The following is a 19,287-nucleotide window of genomic DNA, read 5'->3' as shown; positions in this document are numbered from 1 at the left end:
ACCATTAAAGTGTACCAGTTTTAATAAAATGGATAGTCCGGTTCAAATTCCTTTCAAAAGTTTTATTCAGCTTAAGCCAAATGATGGCGTTGCGGTTTATTTACAAATCGTATTCGAGTTTATAAAAGCCATTCAAATGGGTTTATTGCCAGAGGGAACAAAGCTTCCGGGTACACGTGTGTTGTGCAAGCTGCTCAATGTAAATCGTAATACATTGATAAAAGCATTTGACGATTTGCAACTGCAAGGTTTCATAGAAATTTTGCCCAACAAAGGAACTTTTATACTTTCAAATCAAAAGCAAATTAAAGACACAAAACCTTATCAAAATTTAAATACCAGCTTTATTTTTAAGCGTTCGCTGATTTTAGAAGACCCAATTGAAATCAGTAATCTGCCTTTTCAGTTTAACGATGGCTTGCCAGACTTAAGATTGGTGCAAACTGATATATTGGCCCGATTGTACGTATCGAAACTAAAAAGAAAGAAAAATGGCATCAGCTGGAAACAACAACAATCGCAATCTCATACTGAATTTAAAAATCAATTTTCTAACTTTTTAAATTTAACCCGTGGATTGCGTATTTCTGCTTCAAATATTATTACTACGAACAGCCATGAAGTGAGTTTATATTTAGCAGCAAAATTATTAATCTCGCAAGGCGATAAAGTAGTTGTTGCATCGCCAAGTTATTATGGTTCCAACATGACCTTGATTGATAGGGGTGCTGAAATTATTACTATATCAGTTGATAGTGATGGTTTAAACACAAAAGAATTGAAGAGCGTTTGCGATGAGAATGAAATTAGGGCATTGTATCTTTCTTCAAATTATCATTATCCAACCACAAATTGTTTAAGTGCAAAGCGAAGAATGGAGATTTTGGAGCTTGCAAATGCCTATGGTTTTGTTGTGATAGAAGATGATCACGATTTTGATTTTCATTATGATAATAACCCAGTTTTGCCCCTTTGTGCTGTAAATCCAAATGCCAATGTAGTTTATATTGGTTCATTTGCCCGCTCTTTACCATCGGGTTTTGGTTATGGATTTATTACCGCACCAGCTGAGTTTATTGCCGAAGTGGAGAAGCATCAGCGGATTTTAGAACCTGGAATTGATGTCATAAAAGAACAAGTTTTAACCCATTGGATAGAAGATGGAGAGGTTCATCGCCTTGCGAAAAAAAACAAAAAAATATACAAAGAGCGTAGAGATGATTTTGTGAACTTGCTTAACGAAAAACTAAATGGCAGAATAAAATTCAAAATACCCGCAAGAGGTTTAGCCATTTGGGTAGAGTGGCTTGATGATTTTAGCTTAATTAAACTAAAACAGCAGTGCGCAAAAGATGGTTTATTCTTGCCAAAAACAATACTTTACCAAACTAAACATCTTCGGGCAATTCGTTTAGGTTTTGGTCATTTAGATAAAGATGAAATGCATAAGGTGGTTGAAATTTTGCGAAAATCTTTGGATTTGGTGCTGCTTTGAGCAATTACTGTAGAATTTCTTTTTTATTTACGCTTGTTTTCTGAAATACATTAATAACTATCTTTGTTTAACCTCATGTTTTCTGGGGTTTTTAAAAGCAACAAAATGAAAAAACTAAAACAAATTACTTTGCTTGCATTGTTCGTGTTAACAGTGGGAGCAGCAAAAGCACAAACAACAACCGATGAAGTTGTTAAAGAATGGGAGAGAGCCAAAGCATACACAAAAGAATATTTAGATGTAATGCCCGAAGCTTCTTACAGCTTAAAACCAACACCTCAAATGCGCTCTTTCGCAGATCAGTTTCTTCACCTAGCAGATGCGAATTATGCATTCGCAGCAACCGCAACTGGAGAGAAAAGTCCGTTGGCAATGGGTGCTTTAGAAAAAGGAACCGATAAATCAAAAGCAACGGTTACTAAAGATGTTTTGGCTAGCTACGATTTTGTAATAGCAAGCGTTAAAAAACTCACAGCAGCGCAATTAAGCGAAATGGTTAAGCTTTTTGGTAGATTCGATTTATCCAAGAAACAAGCTATCGATAAATGTTTTGAGCATCAAACGCACCACAGAGGCCAAGCTACAGTTTACATCAGACTAGCTGGTGCAACGCCTCCACAAGAAAAATTATTTTAATACAGCACTCGTCAATCCCAACTTAATTGGGAATTAAAGCAATTTGTATAGTGCTTTAGGTTTCCCGCCTATTCGGGGATGACGAGAAAGCAAAAACAAAAAGGGCATTCAAATTATTTGAATGCCCTTTTTGTTTTTCATTGAACCTATTAAAACACACCAATGTAATGGTTCCCTATTTTGTTTACGAGTTTAGCACCTTTGGTTAATACACCAGTTCTGCTGTTAATGATGTAGATGTTGCCATCTTTACCAACAGGTGTTACAGCAACGAAAATTTCATCTCCGTTTACTACAAATCCTTGATATTGACCAAAGCTCAAATCAGCATCATCTGGAATAGCAACTTTTGTTGCTGTTCTGGTATTTAAGTTAACTAGAGCAAGGTAACCGCCTTTATCAGCAATGTTGTAAGCAATAATTCCAACTCCATTTCCAGCGTATCTCCAAGCATCAACATAACTTCCTGTTACGCCTAAAGCTGCATCTAAACTGAATACGTAACTATTGTCGTACTCATTGTTTGCACCAATTTTTAAGATATGAGAACCTGAAGTGCCATTTTGAGTAGCTTGGTAAATGTTGCCATCCTCAGCTAAGAACGAGTTAAAGCTGCGGTAGCCATTTGTATTTCCCTGACTAACCGTAGAAGAAATTACCCTTGGATTTTTTAAAGAAGGATAATCTACAACAACTGATTTAGATGAAATCTTGACTGTTCCAGTATTATCTGCAACACCAGTTGTTGTATTATATTTACTTCTTGATGCACCGATGATTAATTTATCGCCAGCTTTGTTTAATACTGGTCCGTCTAAACGGCCAATGTAAAAACCTTGCGCTTCTTCTGCGGTAGCTAATGGAATTTCATATTGCTCGTAAGTTTTAATACCTGCTGCTTGTAAATTTAAAGATAACACAGTTGATGTACCTCTCGCATATGCATAAGTACCATTTGCGCTAGTCGTAATTTTTACACCTGAAACGTTTACTGCAACTCCAGTTTGGTCGTTATCAAATAATTTAACCCATCTAGGTGAGGTTGTTGCGTAACTGGATATGTTTACCTTATCAGATAATTCTGAATAGTTAGAACCACCATTAACTTTGTATTTAGAAAATTCACCTCCATTTGCGCCTGTATATGCAATGTTAAATAGTGTTGCACCATCATTTGATGATTGTAAACGAGCCGTACGTTGAGATCTTACCGGGAAACCGTTATCATAAACGCTGAAAGATTTATTAGGGTCCTTAGCATCGTTTACACTTACAGAGTAAACCATTGTACCACCATTACCATCACCGGCAGTTGTACCCATTAAAGCACCAGACAGTGTAATCCAACGGTTAGAATCGCCTAAGTTTTCTTCAGGTTGAGGATTTTCTCCGGTTTTTGAACAACCTGCAAGCGTAACGGTTGTTGCAACAGCTCCTAACATCAGGAGTTTTAAAAATTGCTTTTTCATCTTTTATAAATTAGATTTTTAAAAATTATTAATGGTATAGTTAAATTTCAGGTAAAAGGCTCTGCCAGGTTTTTGAGCAGCAAAATTGTCGTAAGCTTCTTTATTTAAGATGTTCTTTGCATCGAAGCTCAAAACCATGCGTTGATTAGGAAAGCGATAACTTGCACCTAAATCTTGAATAAACTGCGTAGGAGTAACATTAAAGTCATCACGCCTAAGCTGCCAAATGGTTTCAAATGGGTGGACGTAACCAAAATTGTAATAAAGATTAACCATCGATTTTTTTTGTAAAACATCATTAAATCGATATTGTACATTTCCGTTAGCCGTGAAAAATGGTTCGTTTGGTATCTGTCTGCCATTAAATAATGAAGCATTATCTTGTAGTAAAGCATTAAACTTAGATAGGTTTAACACCACATTCAGTTTTCGGTAAACATAGTTTACTTCGGCTTCGAAACCCACTGAGCGTACGCCAGAAAGGTTTACATTATTTGTTGTTTCTACGTTGGTTATATTTCTATCGTTCGAGAGTAATACAATTTTATCTTTTGTATTGCGGATAAAACCAGCACCCGAAACAGAAATGCGGTGGTCGTTAATTTGGTATGCGCCTGCTCTAAAACCTAAGTTGAAGTTATCGCTAATCTCTGGTCGGATGGATGGATTAGGCGTTAAGTTGTCTGCCTGGTTACCGAAAATTTCAGATTCGCCGGGCATTCTTATCGCTTTCTCTGCAGAGGCAATTAGCACTAAATTATTAATAATGGAATAAGAAGCCGCAAAACCGTAACCAGTTGTATTTCTATTGTCGCTTGTAATTCTCTCTACCCTTGTTGGTTGTCCGTTAATGGTTTGTTGTATCGGGTCCATACGGTCGATTTTCTGCTGATAGTATTTCGCAAATAAATTGGTTCTTAAACGACCGTTAAAAGTTTCTGCTTCGTAAGATAATGCGGAAACATTTTTGGTTAAATCACTTGTAGATAAGTAGTTTCTTTCTAAAACTGTTCTCAAGGCATCAGAATCCTGTCTATCAACCACGTAAAACATGTGGTTGAGAACAATTTTATGGTTTTGAACGATGTTATAGCTTAAGCTCGAACGTAGTGTAGCAATTTGTCTGGTAATGGTATTCATGGTTGGTAAACCTTGCTGACCACCATTTAAAGTTCTTAGTGGTTCACCTCTTATTCCGATAACCCGTTCGCCATTCCAGTTGTATCTATAGCTTACCGTATCTTGAATGTATTGTTTTCTATCGCTGTAAACCCCATTTAAATTAAAATTTAAGCCTTTTACGAAGAGGTTATTCTTTTTAAAATCAAGTCCAACAACGTGTGCTTGCGATTCTGTAAACCTACCCATGTAAGGGCGGCTCATGTACTGGCCATGTTGAACTTCATCATAAGTATCAGAAAAATTGTAATTTAACATTAAGTTATCAGCCCATTTTACATCTGTAAAACCTAATTCAAAGCGGCCACCAAAGGATTTATAGGCATCATTAAAACGTTTGCCTCTGGTTTCTACCATTTGTCCATTGGGCATTTCGTTTCTAACAAATTGTCCCCATACCTCATAATCATTGTCAGTATAACTGTAGAAACCAGAACCACGAACGGTAAAACCAGATTTCGCATCGCGGAACATACCGCTAACATCTGTTTGCTGTGTATTAAATGAACCATAAGAAGCAGATGCAATTAGGTTATTGCGCATGCCGCCTTTTTTAAGGATTACGTTAATACCGCCTCCCAAAAAATCTCCAGCTAAGTGTGCAGGCAAAACACCTTTATAAACTTCAATACGTTCAATTAAAGCAGGCGGAATATTATTTAAGTTGAATGATGAGCCGTAGGTAGAGATTTCAATACCATCAATGAATACACCAATTGCCCGGCCAGACATGCCGTTTAAGTTATAGCTTGCATCAGAGCCAAGGCCACCGCTTTGACGAACCCTAACACCAACTGTTCTATTTAGTAGTTCATTGGTTTGTAGGTTTCTTAACGATGCTTCTTTGGTATCAATCACATTTACAGCAAAACCCGAAGTTTCAATCTTTTTCTTCTCCGTTTTTCCTTGAATATTTACTTGACCGAGTTCTTTATCTGATGAGTTTTTTACTTTAGAATTAACTGTTATTGTAGCTGCATCAATTTTAACAATAACTTTCTTTGGCTCAGATACCAGCGAGCTTATGTGCAAACTGTAAGTTCCATATGGTAAAGTCTTCATCTCATATTTACCATCGTCATCCGTCATGGTACTTCTATTAATTTCTTTTATAGATATTGTAGCACCAGCGAATGGTTTACCTTGTTCATCGATGATTTTACCTATTAAAGTGCTGGTTTGCGCTTTTATAGCAATTGAAAAGGTTAGAAATGATATTAATAGTAAAGCGTGTTTCATTGATGATGTGTAACTTTTTTAACTTCTTCTTTAGAATAGGTCTTAATAAGAATAACTTTGTTGCAAAGATAAATTCTGCATATGACGAAATCGGGAGAAGAAACAACGCTTAAAGGAGAATGTAATTCAACTCCGGATAGTGTGTATTCATTTAATAAATCGATTACAATTAGCCACAGTATTAATGTTGCAGACAGTAATAAACTGGAAATAAAAATGGGTTATGAGGATGATGCGCAGCTAGAATTTTATCAAATGATTTTTGTGATGAAAGGTAGCATCAGACTTAACAAAGGAGGCAACTTTGCAGATGATTTAGAAATAGGGGCACAACAACATAATTTATTTAAAGTTACGCTAAAGTTTAACCGAATGTTGATGAGCAGTTTTAAGGATGAGGTTGTTTGTATTAATCTGAGTAAAGAGTTTTTAAGGAGATATATACCTGTTGAGCACCAAGCATATCGTAAATTAATGCTGCAAAATGATAGTGGAAAGCCTGTTGTGCTTTCTTCTTTAAATTTGCCAATTACACCAGAAATAAGTTCGGTTTTGCGGCGTTTAAGTACTTTAAATAATGCCGATTTCCATGAGCAACTTCTATTAGAATCAAAAGTTATAGAACTTTTGGCGCTACAGATTTCGCAATTTGATCAGGCGCAAAATAATATATTACCAACCCAATTAAAACAAACGGATATGGAAAAGATGTTTGAGGCCAGAGAAATTTTAATTCAAAATACCGGTGAACAGCTATCTTTAAAATCGCTTGCTTTAAAAGTTGGTACAAATGAGTTTAACCTAAAACGTGATTTTAAAACCTTATTTGGAAATACTGTTTATGGTTATTTGAACGAATATAAAATGGAGCAGGCAAAATCAATGGTAATTGAGAATGATTTAACGATAGCTGAGATTTCTGAAAAAGTAGGCTATAAACATGCTACCCATTTTACAAGCGCTTTTAAAAAATATTTTGGTTTGTTGCCTAACAAATTACGTTCAGGCAAATTATCGTTGTTGCTTTTTACCGATGAACTCATGGTGCTTTTTGAAAACTTTGGTTTGCTTACTTAGGTAAATGTATTAGCCAATAAGACACCGTTTATTAGTTATAGCAGTTTTTGATAGCAAAAAAACCTTAAACCTGGTCTTTTTGCCAAACCAATTTCGCCGCTGAACTGGTAACCTAATTTCGGGAATAAAGCATTTGTTGCCAGGTTTTCACTATTTGTATCCACACGTAAAATTTTAATGCCTCTGCTGTTTGCTACAATTTCTGCTTGTTGCATTAATGCTCTGGCAATGCCTTTTCCTTGCAAATCGGGATTAACCGCAAGGCGATGCGTAACGATTGCTTCTTCGGTAATATCCCAGCCAGCATCTGTATATTCGGGGTCTTGGTCGGTTGTAATTGCAGAAAAGCCTGCTATTTTGTTATCTAATTCAGCAACCCACAATTGTCCGATTTCAATGTCTGTTTCAAAAACTCTAGGGTTTGGATAATCATCTCCCCATTGGAAATTTCCTGTCGCCCGCATTAACGGAACAACTTTTTTAACCAATTCCATGATTGATGGAACATCTTCTTTGCGTGCTAATCTTATATCCATTTGGCAAATATAATGGATTGAATTTAGTCAGCTTAGAATTTGTAGCTATATCCTAATCTGAAAACCTGCGTTTCGTAATAATCTGTGCTCACCAGTCTAAAACCATTTCCCTGGATGTCTCTTTTAATGCGAAGTGTGTTAAAGATGTCGTTTGCGTTTAAAAACAGTTCGCCACTACCTTTTTGAATTCGTTTTTTAATGCCTAAATCTGTTGAAAACCGGCTTCCAATTTTGCCTTGCGGGATAATATCAGGCGCCAGATAAGCCATAGAAAGTTGAATATCTGTTTTCCCAGGTAGCTTAAATTGTCCGTTTAACTTACCATTTCCCGAAACAATGGATTGATAAGGCATTGAATATAGGGTTGGTACCGGGTATTGATTTTGAACCTGAAAAGCCTGAAACGAATTTTTGTAAGCGATTGCGCCAAGGTTAAATGAAAACCATGGTACAACTTCTTGCTGCAAAAGTACCTCAGCTCCAGTGTTATTACTTCTGCCGGCATTTTGAAAAATATTATAAATTATGATATTTCCAGGTACAATTGTCGCTATTCTGGTAATGGTGCCATTGATTATTTTATGAAAGGCTGCACCATATATATAACCCTTATTCCAGCTTGTTTTATAACCCAATTCAAAAGCGTGGGTAAACTGTGGTCTTAAGGTTGGATTACCAACTTTTAATAGTTCGGGTTCATCATATTTCGGGAAAATGCGAATATCAACTTCATTCGGTCTATCCACCCTTTGGTTGTAGAAAATGCTCAGCTTGTTTTTATCATCAATTTTATAAGCAAATCTCACGTTAGGAAATGTCCTGAAATAATCATAACCATCGCTTTTGTAGGTGTTGTGGTTAGGGTTAACCTTGTAATTTATATTGGCATACTCCATACGTAAACCCGCTTCGAGTTCAACTTTTTTGCTTTCGTAAATGTAATTGGCGTAAGCTGCAGGAATAAGTTCACTATAATCTGCCCAACCTCCGGCATTTGGATCAATTGGCGAATTTAATCCGCGGAAAAACTGCATGTCAGTTGGAATAAAACGATTTCTAAATTTAATACCGGCTTCTATTCTTCCGCTTGCCAAAGGTTTTACATAATCGAGGTTAAAATCAGCCACATGCTCATCAGACAATAATTTAAAAGCATCCATTCCTGTAAACGTTGGCATTATGTTGGTGAAAAAATACTTTTCATCTTCTCCATGCCAGGTGTAATTAAAACCAGCGCTTAAGGTGTGCCCAGCTTGTGGAAACTTATGTACATATATTGCGGAACCTGTTGCCGTATATTTAACCTCATCTTCTACAAATTGCCATAAACGATTTCTTACCGACAAATCACTGTTGTAATATGGAATATCGCCTAAATCGCCAATTTTTTCTCGGTTAAAAAAGCCAGAAAAGGTAAAGCTATTATGTTCATTCGGATTAAAATCGAAACCACTTTTTACTGTTGTAAAGGTTGTTGTTCTGTTTCTTTTTACCTGTTGATTAAGGATTAAGCCATCATCATAAATCCGCTGAGAAAATTCGTTTTTATTTAAGGTTTGTGTATAAAGGTAATCGGCTTGCAAAAAGGTGTTGAATTTGTTTTTCCTGTAATTTAAAGATAGTGAGGGATTTAATTTTGGCGTAGCACTATATTGTGGCGCAATACCAGGGGAATTCTCTTTTCTAACCCATAAGGCTCCAAATCCGGTTGCCATTTGTAATTTTCCATTGAAACCCTCAGCGTTATTTTTTTTGTAGATGATGTTAATGATGCCTGCATTTCCGTTTGCATCGTATTTGGAAGAAGGATTGTTGATAATCTCAATTCGTTCTATTGCTGATGCAGGAATGTTATCTAAACCGGTTTGACTGCCGAAACCTGTTATTGCATTTTGCTTGCCATCAATTAGAACTGCAATTTTATCATTTCCACGAAGTTGTACTTTGCCATCCTGTATGCTAATTCCGGGTAAGTTTTGCATGGCTTGCAGAACAGAACCGCCCAACTGACTTGTGTTTTTGGATAAATCGTAGGTTTTTTTATCCATTTTACTAGCCAAACCATCACTTGCAGCACCTTGAATGTTTACGGTCTGCAGGTTTTGACTATCCTCATTAATTTCTATTACGCCTAAATCCAGGTAAGTGCTCAAGCTACCAACACTAATTTTTTTTGTTATGGTTTGATAGCCAACCATGCTTATTTGCAACGTGTAAGCAGCACTCGGTATATCTTTTAGCGTAAACCGTCCTTCTTCATCGCTAATTGTTCCAGAAAACAATTTATCTTCATTCTGTTTCTTTAAAATAACGTTGGCAAAGGGCAAAGTCGATTTATCCTTAGCCTCTTTAACCTGACCAGATATTGATACCTTTTTTTCTTGTGCAAATATGTTTTGATTGATAAGAAGCAGGATTGCAAATAGGCAAAATACTTTAATCAGGGCACTATATTTTTTCATTATTGTGAATTTTATAGTGCCAAATTATAGGTCAATTCTGTAGAGAATCTGTATTAAATTGAGGTTAGAATAAAAATTTTAATCCTCAATCGCTTCGAAACCTTGCTTTTTCAAGTTTGCGAGGTGTGCTTTCATTGTATTTAGTTGCTCTATTGTATGTCCGGCCCATTCCTTAACCTCGCCAACAACTTTCAAGCCTTGGGCAGTTCTATAAGATTTTGTAGGATTACCCGGGAATTTCTTATCCGTTAAATTCGGGTCGTTTTCAAAGAAACCTGTAGGCTCAACAATATAGATTCTTTCATGGCCCAAGCCTAAAGCAAGTTCTGCACCCCAAGTTGCGGCTTCTAAAGTTGCAGAGAAGTAAACGAACTTTGCCTTATTTTGGCTTCCGTAATTAGAGTTGAAACCAGGTTCAATCAAATCACCGAGTTGAAGACTTGCCTTTGTTCCGTGGTAAAATGGACCCGGATTTGATTCGATAAAGTTTTCCATCATATTACTTATTGATTGTTAAACTAACTTTTTATGTGCTTCGCCCCATATTTCCAAACCTTTGATAATGGGTTTTAATTCGTAACCTATTTTGGTTAATTCGTATTCTACCTTTGGCGGTACTTCTGCATAAACGGTTCTGGTAACGATTTTATTTTCCTCTAATTTACGAAGTTGTAGGGTGAGCATTCTTTCGGTGATGTTGGGCAGGAATTTCTTCAACTCACCAAAACGAAGCTTACCATTTAGCAACCAAGAGCAAATGACTAATGCCCATTGTCCGCCAATTAAGTTTGCAGCATAAACTTCAGGGCATTCATCAGCTAAGGCTTGTTTGTTGGCAAAATTGGTAGAGGTTTGTTTAATTTCAGACATTACTTACATTTTTGATAGTACATTACAATTGGTTGCTAATATACATAATCAGGTGTTTAGCTCTTAACTTTGATTAAAATTAGCATTATGAAAACCCTAATCATTGTAACACATCCCGATTTAGAAACATCCGTAATTAATAAAAGATGGGTAGCCGAATTGAAGAAATATCCTAAGCGTTATACCATTCACGATTTGCATCAAACTTATCCGGATGGTAATCTTGATATTATAAAAGAACAACAATTAATAGAAGCATATGAAACTATAGTATTTCAATTTCCGGTTTATTGGTTTAGCTGCCCGGCTTTATTAAAAAAATGGATTGATGAAGTTTTAATACATGGCTGGGCTTACGGAAGCAAAAGCGGTTACAAAGTTATGGGTAAAAAAATCGCTTTGGCAATGTCAGTTGGTGTTGAGGAATATGAATACAATTCTGGTGAAAAATATAAATTTACGCTTGAAGAGCTCACACGGCCTTTCGACCTTACTTTTGAATATGTTAAAGCAGATTACAAGCCGTTTTTTGCTTACTATGGAATTGATTTAAATACAACAGCAGCATATATGGAAAAAAGTGTACCGCTTTACCTGAAGTTTTTGGATGCTTTGTAAAGCGGTAAGCATTACATTTTATGCTCGCTTAAAATTTTACTTGCATTTTCATTCTTCGGATTTAATTCTAATGATTTTTTGTATGCTTTTAAGCCTTCGTCTTTTTTACCAAGCTTCATCAGGCATTCGCCGTAACTATCAAAAGCGTTAAAGGCTGTAGGATAAAGTTCTGTATTGAGTTTAAAGATTTTTAATGCATCCTCGTTTTTATCGGTTCCCATTAATTGATAACCAAAACTATTAATTGCACTTTCTGAAACATTATATTCGGATTGTGCACCTTTTTTTAGTTCAGCCTTAATAAAGTTTACTGTATTATCAATGGTGTTTGATTTTGAATGATATTCTGAAATCAAACGCAGATTCATACTTCGTTCTTTTAACTTTTGCTCGGCAAGGGTTTCTACATTATAATATTTTCTTTGCTCATCTGTAACCTGGGTTGTATCAATTTTATAAAGTTCAAATTTTGCATTTTCACCCATTTTGATATATTGCGTACCATAAATCTGAGGTTTATTTCTTCTCATAAGGTCTCTGTCAATTGCTGCTGCTAAAAGCCATTTATTAATAGTTGGGTCAAGTTCTATCGCTTTTTTCATTTGCTTAACCGCCATAGCCGAAGCAGTTGTATCTCTTCCATGTTGAAAAATCATTGCCGAATTATAATAATCTTTTCCGGTTACAATTTTTCCATCCTTAATAAATTCGTAAACTTTTCGCTCTCTTAAACTGTCCTGTTTTGATAAAATTTTCCAATCAATTTTACCAGATTGTCTTGCACTTTGGTCTTCATTGTACATCTGTTGCAATTCTACATTATCTTTTGATTGTGAAAATGCATTTAGCGATAAAAGTGTTAAAAATGCGAGGTAATAAAAAGCTTGATACTTCATAATAAGGTGTAATGTTTTAGAGGATTTAAACGGATTATCTAAAGTTCTATATCCATGCGTCTCAATAAGTTATCTTCAAGGGCGTAAATGTGTTTAATGTTTCCATCAAAAATTATATTGCCTTGTAAATCTTTAACTTTTTGATGAACTAAAATCTCTAAACTCCCATTTTCTCTTTCATTGATAGCAATTGGTTTAACAATAGGATTTATCTCCGACCATTGCTTCGTCCAATATGCTCTTATTTCTTCATGCCCGCTAACATAACCACCTTCAAAGGCTTTTGGCCATTGTACATTACGGTGCATTGTAGCAAGTGCCGTATCAATATTTCTGGTGTTGAATGCATTGTAAGCTTCTTTTACTAAATCTTCGTATTTAGATGTCATATTTGATTAAATCTAAGATTTATTAACTAGCTGGTTGCTTAGTTGGAAACTTGCTCATATCCATAAAGAAAATTTCCCATGTATGCCCATCAAAATCTTCGATGGTGCGTTGTACCATAAAACCGTAGTCTCTTAATTCATTTGGCTCGGTGCCTCCAGTTTTTAAACCAGCATCAACGATTCTATTTACTTCTTCAACGCTTTCTACTGATAATGAAAATAGACCTGCTAAACCAGCCTTAGTATCTGCTATCGGTTTTGTTGCAAATGTTGCGAATTTTTCATGGGTTAAAATCATTACGAAAATACTTTCGCTCCAAACCATACATTTTGCGGTATCATCAGAGAATTGAGGATTATTTGTAAAGCCTAATGCGGTATAAAAATCCATAGATTTTTGAAGGTCTTTAACCGCGAAATTGATGAAAACTTGTTTGCTCATATTGTAGTTGTTTTGATTATCTTATTGTTTAATTCTTTCTAAAAGGTATTGTATTTTATGGTGAAAATCAATAATTTATTTCAGCTAATATTCCTTTCCTTTAGCAGTTCATTAACCTTTTTTACCCTTTTGTTTTTTGGGTCGTTAACAAATTTATAAATAAGAAACAGCGGTATAATTAGTGAGATATTGTAAGCACTATAGTAAATACTAACTAAGATAATGCCCACTAAAACACCAATTAGGAAAGCATTTAATATAGAGAATGATTTCAGTTGTTTTTGCTCTTCTAATAATTCTTGGTCGGTCAGTTTATTTAACTCTATTTCTTCCATTAGCATTAATATTGTTTTAATTATGTGAACAATTCAAAGATTTTCGATGAAAACGTCTTGTCTTATTATGGTTTAAATTCCAATTACATATTGCAATCTGAGCAAAATCGTTCGTTAGCTAATCAATATTGTTTTACTTCTCAGAATTTGGGGCGAAATCCACCATCCATTCGATGCCATATCTGTCTCTAAACATTCCAAAATATGTTCCCCAAGGACTGTCAGAAATCGGCATCTCAATTTGTCCACCTAATGAAAGCCCATTAAATATTTTATCAGCTTCTTCCTTGCTTTCAGTGCTTATAGAAATTTTGCTTCTGTTTTCGTTTTCATTAGTTTTTCCCAAAATTTCTGGTACATCATTGCCCATTAAAATATTGGGGCCAATTGGTAATTCAATGTGCATTATTTTATTTGCTTCATTTTCTGAGACCGGAAATTCTTCGCTTGCTATATCTTTAAAACGCATAATTTTTAAGAATTCTCCACCAAATACCGATTTGTAGAAATTGAAGGCTTCTTCGGCATTTCCGTTGAAGTTAATGTGAGGATTGATAAGTGCCATTAGTTTATATTTTGTTGTGGTTAATTAGTTATTCTGGATAATTATTTTACTTCTTTAGGTTTTGCTCTATAAATCTTATAGCAAACCAGTAGTTTCTGCAATCCGGCAAGCTTCGAGCGCATTGTTTACATTCAGTTTATTAAAAATATTTTGCCTATGTCTGTTTATAGTGTTAATACTTAAAGTAAGCTTATCTGCAATTTCTTTACTTCTATAACCAAGCTTAATCAAATTTAAAATTTCCCTTTCTCTTTCTGAGATAATATTGCTAAATTTTTGTTCATCGTGTTCTATTACCTTTCCGGTTAAGGTATTAATAATTACGCCATCAGGAATTATAAATTCTGGATGGGCGCAGATAACATCGTAAAGGCACAAGGCAAGCCAAACACTGCCATCATCCGAACTTGAAATGTATAACAACCTGTGCTTTATCAATATGTACTTTCCTGTTGAATCCTTAATTCTTAAACGCGTAATTAACTGATAATTTGTTCGCTCGGCAACATCAAGATTGTTTATTGTATTAAAAAATTGAAGCTCGAGGCGATATTTTTTTTGAAGATCTTCGGGATGTACTTTACTTAATAATTCGTCCTCCCAAATGGATTTTATTTCTGTAGGCTTGCTGGTAAGCCCAATTTTATCTGCAACAATGCTGTAATAAATATAACTTTCTCTTGCTTTTAAATCGCTTAAAACACTGATACAGTTTTCTAGTTTGCTATACATTTGTGCAACGTATTTTGCATTTTCTAACTGAAAATCCTTATTTAAATTGCTTTGGAAAGCTTGTGAAAAAAGTTTTATATCGAGGCGTTCTCTCATTCATTAAGACTTGCTATGGTTATTTTTTACCATTGAATTTATAATTGGCTACAAATAACTTTGCTAACTTACTAAAGTAGAATGGTGATTTAAGAATCAAAACATGAAATCTTCAACAATGAAAAAAATATTTTTAGTGCTTGGCTTAATTTTAGGTCTGACAGAATTGAAAGCGCAGAGCCTGGAAAAAATGCAATGGTTTAATGAGCCAGCAAAATGGCAAATTAAAAATAACAGCCTAATAATGCAGGTAACACCACAAAGTGATTATTGGCGTATATCCCATTATGGTTTTACAGTTGATGATGCTCCCTTTTACTATGCAAATTATGGAGGTGAGTTTGAGGCGAAGGTGAAACTAACAGGCGCTTACAAAGCACGTTTCGATCAGATGGGTTTAATGATACGAACTAATGAGAAAAACTACATTAAAACAGGCGTAGAATTTGTTGATGGAAAATTTAATGTAAGTACAGTTGTTACGCATAATAAAAGCGATTGGAGTGTTTTAACCTTGGAGAAGGTTCCGCCGTATATTTGGATAAAAGTTGTTCGCAGATTGGATGCATTAGAGATTTTTTATTCTCTTGATGATAAAAACTACATTATGACACGCAATGCACCTTTGCAGGATAATGCTCCGGTAATGGTAGGTTTGATGGCTGCAAGTCCGGATGGTAAAGGTTTTGAAGCCAAATTTGAAAATTTTTCTGTTAAGCACTTACCAGACCAACGCAGGTTAGAGTGGTTAAAAACACATCAATAATATTAAGACGATAGCTGAATTTGTATGTAGCTTATTAATCCTTTTTGCTTTTTTACGATTATGCTCTTAATACTTATTTTCTTTTTAATACTAAACCCGTTAATGCTTTTATTTTGCGCCTAAACTTATCGGTAAACAAGGAATAAGCTTCAAGCTTTTCACCATCTTTTCTGTTAAAGTTTTATATTTTATAAAATGTGCTGATTTTAGATGTTTTTGATAGGCCTTTTCATCCTGATAGGTTTCAAATATCATTACGAAATTTGGTCTGTCTTTTTCTGCAACTGCATATAATGTGATAACACCGGGTTCTTTTTTAATTGAGTTTGTAATTTCCTCTTCTAAAAGTTTTTTATACTGCAATAAATGTTGTGGGTGGATTTCCAATTGAGCAATTCTTACCATATTTGCAGATTGTGCAAAAGTTAGTGCGTTAAAAAATATAACAAGTAAAATCGTTATTGTTAAAGGCTTTATTTGGAAGCAGCATCTTAGGTTATTCATATTTCTCAACGGTTAAAAATTATCGGTTAAGCAAAGGTGTTAACAATTTGTCGTAGGTTATTCCATCATTTTAATATCGTTATTGACAAGAGTACCTCAGGTAGAAAAGCAAATTCTGGAAATACCAAATTTGATTTATGAACTTATTCTTGGAAAAGGGGGTTTGGTGCAGTGAATTTTGAAACGCCAACGGTTAAATAACTTAAATATTCCAGCGAAATTATTAACGCACCAGATAAATATGGTTCGTAGTTTTTAGGTTTCACAATGTATAAAATATTACGCTTGCTAAAATAATGCTCATCGCAAAAGATATTAAAAAGATGAAATCTTTTTTCCAGATTTTGGTCGGCTAAAATAAAGGAGGCCGTTTCTCCTGTTGGAATGAAACCATCGTATTTTTTATCTTTAACACCACCAAATTCTGTATAATTTTTATCGTAGGTAGGATTTTTAACCAAAAAAACATCAAATATTTCAGGTCTGATGTGCGGTGCCAACGCTAGAAGTAGCACAATTCTTTCTTCTGTACTTATGTTATCTCGCTTAAGCACTTCAGCGTAAAAAGATTCGTCGTTACTAATGTCGGGCGGTTGTACATCGTAAATACTAGTATGCTCATGTTCTAAATTAAAGAAAGATTTAATTCTGATGTCTATTATTTTTTGAAGCCATATAAGCTCCTGTTCTAATGCCTCAGCATTTTTTCTGACCATGACTTTCATTGAGGAATGCTTTAATTTCGACGAGTTAAGATAAGAATTATAATTTAATAGAATGAATTTATAATTCGTAAATGGCCGAATAAATGTTTATTGGCAATAGTTTTGTTTATCTATGAAAAATTGATATCAATACTAAAACTCAAATTCTAATTGATTATCTATTGTTTTGTTGTCAATTAAATCATCATAGAAACGAGAAATGGTAATACCTAATAACCTAACTTTAGCAAAACCTATTTCTGCTTCACTGAGTAAAATTATAGCTTCTTTATAAATAGACTCTGCTTTGTAAATTTGAAACATAAAGGAACGGCTTCTTGTTATCTGTTTAAAATCTTCAAACTTAATTTTAATAGTGATGGTTTTTCCTTTTAGTTGCTTTTGCTCAAGTCGATTGGCAACCGTTATACTAATTTGATTCAAAAGATTATGCATAACCGAAACGTCACTTGTATCTGCTGCAAATGTATCTTCTGCACCAACAGATTTTGTTTCTCGATGTGCCTGAACCGGACGATCATCAATACCTCGAACAATTTTGTAATAGAATTTACCCGTTTTACCAAACTGTGCAATTAGTTGCTGTTCGGTAAGTTTTTTTAAATCAGCACCCGTATTTAACTGCATTGCTTTCATTCTGGCTGCGGTTACCTTGCCTACACCAAAGAATTTTTCAACAGGTAGCTTTTCCATAAAAGCCTTTATTTTTGATGGTCCGATGAAAGTTAACCCATCTGGTTTATTCATATCAGATGCAATCTTCGCAACAAATTTATTTACTGAAACCCCAGCAGAGGCTGTAAGATTTAATTCGTTTTTAATGGCTGCTTTAATAGATTCTGCAATATCGATAGCTGAACCGATATGGAGTTTATCTTCTGTAACATCAAGATAGGCTTCATCCAAAGAAAGTGGTTCAATGAGATCTGTATATCGACTAAAAATCTCTCTGATTGATTTTGAAACTGCGATGTATGCATCAAATCTTGGATATACAAATATTGCTGTTGGACACAGTTGATAAGCCTTGCTGCAAGACATTGCAGATCGAATTCCGAATTGGCGGGCTTCGTAACTGGCTGTGGCAACAACACCTCTGCTATCGGGTTTGCCACCTACAACCAGGGGTTTGCCTCTGTATTCAGGAAAATCCCGCTGTTCTACAGATGCATAAAAGGCATCCATATCAATATGAATGATTTTCCTAAAACTTTGTTTGTCTTGCTCCAGCATTAATCATCTAAAATCGGGTTTTTATCTTGAAAATTGATTTAGATTTTTTTTCTTTACAAAATATGGAAAGAGCAATCAGATTTTACAAAAATGCAAAAGGCGAATGGTATGCAGATATACCAGAGTGGGCAGGAGATCCTGCTGATTTACAAATGGTAGAAGGAGCCGATGAATTGCTAGATTGGATTTCGAAATCAAGTAATGGGTGTAAAATAATTTGGGCAGATAGCCATATGGCTGATGCTGAGCGACTGGTTCTTGTTTATGCTCGTGAAGAAAATTTAGGCGGTGGAGGTGATTATTTACTTGAGCATTTTAAAGGTAATCTTGTAAATCACAAACTTTGGCTCTGTTACGTTACAGAATTTGTTTTCAAAGCGCTACCAGAAACTATTTATTTCAAAAGCGAAGACAGCGAAAATCCATAGGTAGAAATACCGATGCGACTTCCAACAATTAAATGTAATAAAAGTTTAAGTAAATCTAATTCAATAGTAAATCAACTTTGTTTAACAATGAATCCATTTCAAACGGCTTTTCCATAAAATCGTTTGCACCAGCGTCTAAGGCGGATTGTTTGATGTCGCGACTTGCAGAAATCATTAAAATTGGAATGCCACTATAATCAGGATTGCTTTTAAGTTGTTTGCAAATATCTCTGCCGTCATGTCCGCTCATCCAAATATCTAAGAGTATTAAATCTGGTCTTTTCTTTACAGCGTCTAAAACCGCACCTCCATCATAAGTAAAATCCACTTCGTAGCCCATTACTTCTAATATCATCGAAACCGCATCGACTATGCCCTCATCATCGTCGGCAATAAGAATTTTTTTAGTTTCCATTAAATTTATTCAAGTACTAGTGTCTGTTTGATTCACGTAAAAATTGAATTTCAATACAGTATTAATACTTAATGCATATGTTTTGTTTTAATTAATAAATATTTATTTGCTTTCGCAAATTTATAAACTTCAATGTATGAGTTTATTTACAAAATTAACGCTTTTTGAGGATTTTTCGAT

At 34.9% G+C, this 19,287-nt stretch carries 22 protein-coding genes; 6 read left to right on the top strand and 16 right to left on the bottom strand.

Annotation, left to right across the window (positions count from 1 at the left end; genetic code table 11):
* Window positions 1-28 precede the first annotated feature (28 nt).
* Window positions 29-1,495: an aminotransferase-like domain-containing protein gene (locus QWY86_RS14375; RefSeq protein ID WP_290243037.1), complete on the top strand. Its 1,467-nt coding sequence runs from the start codon at window positions 29-31 to the stop codon at window positions 1,493-1,495.
* A 105-nt stretch (window positions 1,496-1,600) separates the two neighbouring features.
* Window positions 1,601-2,131, top strand: coding sequence for a DinB family protein (locus QWY86_RS14370; protein WP_290243036.1), 531 nt, complete (start codon window positions 1,601-1,603; stop codon window positions 2,129-2,131).
* A gap of 149 nt (window positions 2,132-2,280) precedes the next feature.
* Here the strand turns inward: QWY86_RS14370 and QWY86_RS14365 are convergent, their stop codons facing one another.
* Window positions 2,281-3,600, bottom strand: coding sequence for a hypothetical protein (locus QWY86_RS14365; RefSeq protein ID WP_290243035.1), 1,320 nt, complete (start codon window positions 3,598-3,600; stop codon window positions 2,281-2,283).
* An 18-nt stretch (window positions 3,601-3,618) separates the two neighbouring features.
* Window positions 3,619-6,018 (bottom strand): TonB-dependent receptor, encoded by a 2,400-nt coding sequence (locus QWY86_RS14360; protein WP_290243034.1) that lies wholly within the window; start codon window positions 6,016-6,018, stop codon window positions 3,619-3,621.
* An 81-nt stretch (window positions 6,019-6,099) separates the two neighbouring features.
* Here QWY86_RS14360 and QWY86_RS14355 point away from each other — a divergent pair, with 81 nt between their 5' ends.
* Entirely contained in the window at window positions 6,100-7,095 is a 996-nt protein-coding gene (locus tag QWY86_RS14355; protein ID WP_290243033.1) for a helix-turn-helix transcriptional regulator, read from the top strand.
* A 35-nt stretch (window positions 7,096-7,130) separates the two neighbouring features.
* Here the strand turns inward: QWY86_RS14355 and QWY86_RS14350 are convergent, their stop codons facing one another.
* From QWY86_RS14350 to QWY86_RS14335, 4 genes are all read right to left on the bottom strand, one after another.
* Window positions 7,131-7,631 (bottom strand): GNAT family N-acetyltransferase, encoded by a 501-nt coding sequence (locus QWY86_RS14350; RefSeq protein ID WP_290243032.1) that lies wholly within the window; start codon window positions 7,629-7,631, stop codon window positions 7,131-7,133.
* A 32-nt stretch (window positions 7,632-7,663) separates the two neighbouring features.
* Window positions 7,664-10,093, bottom strand: a complete 2,430-nt coding sequence (locus QWY86_RS14345) for a TonB-dependent receptor (RefSeq protein ID WP_290243031.1) — start codon at window positions 10,091-10,093, stop codon at window positions 7,664-7,666.
* A gap of 78 nt (window positions 10,094-10,171) precedes the next feature.
* Window positions 10,172-10,588: an NAD(+)--rifampin ADP-ribosyltransferase gene (arr, locus tag QWY86_RS14340; RefSeq protein ID WP_435406638.1), complete on the bottom strand. Its 417-nt coding sequence runs from the start codon at window positions 10,586-10,588 to the stop codon at window positions 10,172-10,174.
* An 18-nt stretch (window positions 10,589-10,606) separates the two neighbouring features.
* Window positions 10,607-10,963 carry a winged helix-turn-helix transcriptional regulator gene (locus tag QWY86_RS14335; protein WP_290243029.1) on the bottom strand — a complete coding sequence of 119 codons (357 nt, stop codon included), beginning with the start codon at window positions 10,961-10,963 and terminating at the stop codon, window positions 10,607-10,609.
* Between the two features lie 87 nt (window positions 10,964-11,050).
* Between QWY86_RS14335 and QWY86_RS14330 the strand changes: the two genes are divergently transcribed.
* Window positions 11,051-11,581, top strand: coding sequence for an NAD(P)H-dependent oxidoreductase (locus QWY86_RS14330; RefSeq protein WP_290243028.1), 531 nt, complete (start codon window positions 11,051-11,053; stop codon window positions 11,579-11,581).
* Window positions 11,582-11,592: 11 nt separating this feature from the next.
* On the opposite strand, the gene QWY86_RS14325 is transcribed toward QWY86_RS14330, so the two are convergent.
* The 6 genes from QWY86_RS14325 to QWY86_RS14300 form a co-directional block, all read right to left on the bottom strand.
* A complete protein-coding gene (locus QWY86_RS14325) occupies window positions 11,593-12,477 on the bottom strand; it encodes a tetratricopeptide repeat protein (protein WP_290243027.1) in 885 nt (294 codons plus the stop codon).
* A gap of 38 nt (window positions 12,478-12,515) precedes the next feature.
* On the bottom strand, window positions 12,516-12,866 hold the full coding sequence (locus QWY86_RS14320; protein ID WP_290243026.1) for a nuclear transport factor 2 family protein: 351 nt from the start codon (window positions 12,864-12,866) through the stop codon (window positions 12,516-12,518).
* Window positions 12,867-12,888: 22 nt separating this feature from the next.
* Complete coding sequence (locus QWY86_RS14315) at window positions 12,889-13,308, bottom strand: VOC family protein (RefSeq protein WP_290243025.1); 420 nt, start codon at window positions 13,306-13,308, stop codon at window positions 12,889-12,891.
* 80 nt (window positions 13,309-13,388) lie between these two features.
* A complete protein-coding gene (locus QWY86_RS14310) occupies window positions 13,389-13,643 on the bottom strand; it encodes a hypothetical protein (RefSeq protein ID WP_290243024.1) in 255 nt (84 codons plus the stop codon).
* Between the two features lie 133 nt (window positions 13,644-13,776).
* Window positions 13,777-14,208, bottom strand: coding sequence for a VOC family protein (locus QWY86_RS14305; protein ID WP_290243023.1), 432 nt, complete (start codon window positions 14,206-14,208; stop codon window positions 13,777-13,779).
* Window positions 14,209-14,283: 75 nt separating this feature from the next.
* Window positions 14,284-15,036: a response regulator transcription factor gene (locus QWY86_RS14300; protein WP_290243022.1), complete on the bottom strand. Its 753-nt coding sequence runs from the start codon at window positions 15,034-15,036 to the stop codon at window positions 14,284-14,286.
* Between the two features lie 118 nt (window positions 15,037-15,154).
* On the opposite strand from QWY86_RS14300, the gene QWY86_RS14295 reads away from it, so the two are divergent.
* Entirely contained in the window at window positions 15,155-15,802 is a 648-nt protein-coding gene (locus QWY86_RS14295; RefSeq protein ID WP_290243021.1) for a DUF1349 domain-containing protein, read from the top strand.
* Window positions 15,803-15,910: 108 nt separating this feature from the next.
* Here QWY86_RS14295 and QWY86_RS14290 read toward each other — a convergent pair whose 3' ends face one another.
* From QWY86_RS14290 to dinB, 3 genes are all read right to left on the bottom strand, one after another.
* Window positions 15,911-16,207, bottom strand: coding sequence for a putative quinol monooxygenase (locus QWY86_RS14290; protein ID WP_290243020.1), 297 nt, complete (start codon window positions 16,205-16,207; stop codon window positions 15,911-15,913).
* Between the two features lie 242 nt (window positions 16,208-16,449).
* Window positions 16,450-17,031: a hypothetical protein gene (locus QWY86_RS14285; protein ID WP_290243019.1), complete on the bottom strand. Its 582-nt coding sequence runs from the start codon at window positions 17,029-17,031 to the stop codon at window positions 16,450-16,452.
* A gap of 132 nt (window positions 17,032-17,163) precedes the next feature.
* A complete protein-coding gene (gene dinB, locus QWY86_RS14280; RefSeq protein WP_290243018.1) occupies window positions 17,164-18,264 on the bottom strand; it encodes a DNA polymerase IV in 1,101 nt (366 codons plus the stop codon).
* A 62-nt stretch (window positions 18,265-18,326) separates the two neighbouring features.
* Between dinB and QWY86_RS14275 the strand changes: the two genes are divergently transcribed.
* On the top strand, window positions 18,327-18,692 hold the full coding sequence (locus QWY86_RS14275) for a DUF6717 family protein (RefSeq protein WP_290243017.1): 366 nt from the start codon (window positions 18,327-18,329) through the stop codon (window positions 18,690-18,692).
* A gap of 55 nt (window positions 18,693-18,747) precedes the next feature.
* Here QWY86_RS14275 and QWY86_RS14270 read toward each other — a convergent pair whose 3' ends face one another.
* Window positions 18,748-19,107, bottom strand: a complete 360-nt coding sequence (locus tag QWY86_RS14270; protein ID WP_290243016.1) for a response regulator — start codon at window positions 19,105-19,107, stop codon at window positions 18,748-18,750.
* Between the last annotated feature and the right edge of the window lie 180 nt (window positions 19,108-19,287).

This window comes from Pedobacter aquatilis (assembly GCF_030409415.1).
In the GTDB taxonomy this organism is placed as follows: domain Bacteria; phylum Bacteroidota; class Bacteroidia; order Sphingobacteriales; family Sphingobacteriaceae; genus Pedobacter; species Pedobacter aquatilis.
The sequence above is the reverse complement of the archived record's forward strand: the minus strand, read 5'-3'. Positions and strand labels throughout refer to the sequence as shown.

Coding starts and splice junctions, on each gene's coding strand:
- QWY86_RS14305 (WP_290243023.1), bottom strand. CDS start 14,208: ATGGCACTTATCAATCCTCACATTAACTTCAACGGAAATGCCGAAGAA.
- QWY86_RS14320 (WP_290243026.1), bottom strand. CDS start 12,866: ATGACATCTAAATACGAAGATTTAGTAAAAGAAGCTTACAATGCATTC.
- QWY86_RS14375 (WP_290243037.1), top strand. CDS start 29: ATGGATAGTCCGGTTCAAATTCCTTTCAAAAGTTTTATTCAGCTTAAG.
- QWY86_RS14325 (WP_290243027.1), bottom strand. CDS start 12,477: ATGAAGTATCAAGCTTTTTATTACCTCGCATTTTTAACACTTTTATCG.
- QWY86_RS14300 (WP_290243022.1), bottom strand. CDS start 15,036: ATGAGAGAACGCCTCGATATAAAACTTTTTTCACAAGCTTTCCAAAGC.
- QWY86_RS14345 (WP_290243031.1), bottom strand. CDS start 10,093: ATGAAAAAATATAGTGCCCTGATTAAAGTATTTTGCCTATTTGCAATC.
- QWY86_RS14290 (WP_290243020.1), bottom strand. CDS start 16,207: ATGGTAAGAATTGCTCAATTGGAAATCCACCCACAACATTTATTGCAG.
- QWY86_RS14355 (WP_290243033.1), top strand. CDS start 6,100: ATGACGAAATCGGGAGAAGAAACAACGCTTAAAGGAGAATGTAATTCA.
- QWY86_RS14365 (WP_290243035.1), bottom strand. CDS start 3,600: ATGAAAAAGCAATTTTTAAAACTCCTGATGTTAGGAGCTGTTGCAACA.
- QWY86_RS14350 (WP_290243032.1), bottom strand. CDS start 7,631: ATGGATATAAGATTAGCACGCAAAGAAGATGTTCCATCAATCATGGAA.
- QWY86_RS14335 (WP_290243029.1), bottom strand. CDS start 10,963: ATGTCTGAAATTAAACAAACCTCTACCAATTTTGCCAACAAACAAGCC.
- QWY86_RS14295 (WP_290243021.1), top strand. CDS start 15,155: ATGAAAAAAATATTTTTAGTGCTTGGCTTAATTTTAGGTCTGACAGAA.
- QWY86_RS14360 (WP_290243034.1), bottom strand. CDS start 6,018: ATGAAACACGCTTTACTATTAATATCATTTCTAACCTTTTCAATTGCT.
- QWY86_RS14275 (WP_290243017.1), top strand. CDS start 18,327: ATGGAAAGAGCAATCAGATTTTACAAAAATGCAAAAGGCGAATGGTAT.
- QWY86_RS14330 (WP_290243028.1), top strand. CDS start 11,051: ATGAAAACCCTAATCATTGTAACACATCCCGATTTAGAAACATCCGTA.
- QWY86_RS14310 (WP_290243024.1), bottom strand. CDS start 13,643: ATGGAAGAAATAGAGTTAAATAAACTGACCGACCAAGAATTATTAGAA.
- QWY86_RS14285 (WP_290243019.1), bottom strand. CDS start 17,031: ATGAAAGTCATGGTCAGAAAAAATGCTGAGGCATTAGAACAGGAGCTT.
- dinB (WP_290243018.1), bottom strand. CDS start 18,264: ATGCTGGAGCAAGACAAACAAAGTTTTAGGAAAATCATTCATATTGAT.
- QWY86_RS14315 (WP_290243025.1), bottom strand. CDS start 13,308: ATGAGCAAACAAGTTTTCATCAATTTCGCGGTTAAAGACCTTCAAAAA.
- arr (WP_435406638.1), bottom strand. CDS start 10,588: ATGGAAAACTTTATCGAATCAAATCCGGGTCCATTTTACCACGGAACA.
- QWY86_RS14370 (WP_290243036.1), top strand. CDS start 1,601: ATGAAAAAACTAAAACAAATTACTTTGCTTGCATTGTTCGTGTTAACA.
- QWY86_RS14270 (WP_290243016.1), bottom strand. CDS start 19,107: ATGGAAACTAAAAAAATTCTTATTGCCGACGATGATGAGGGCATAGTC.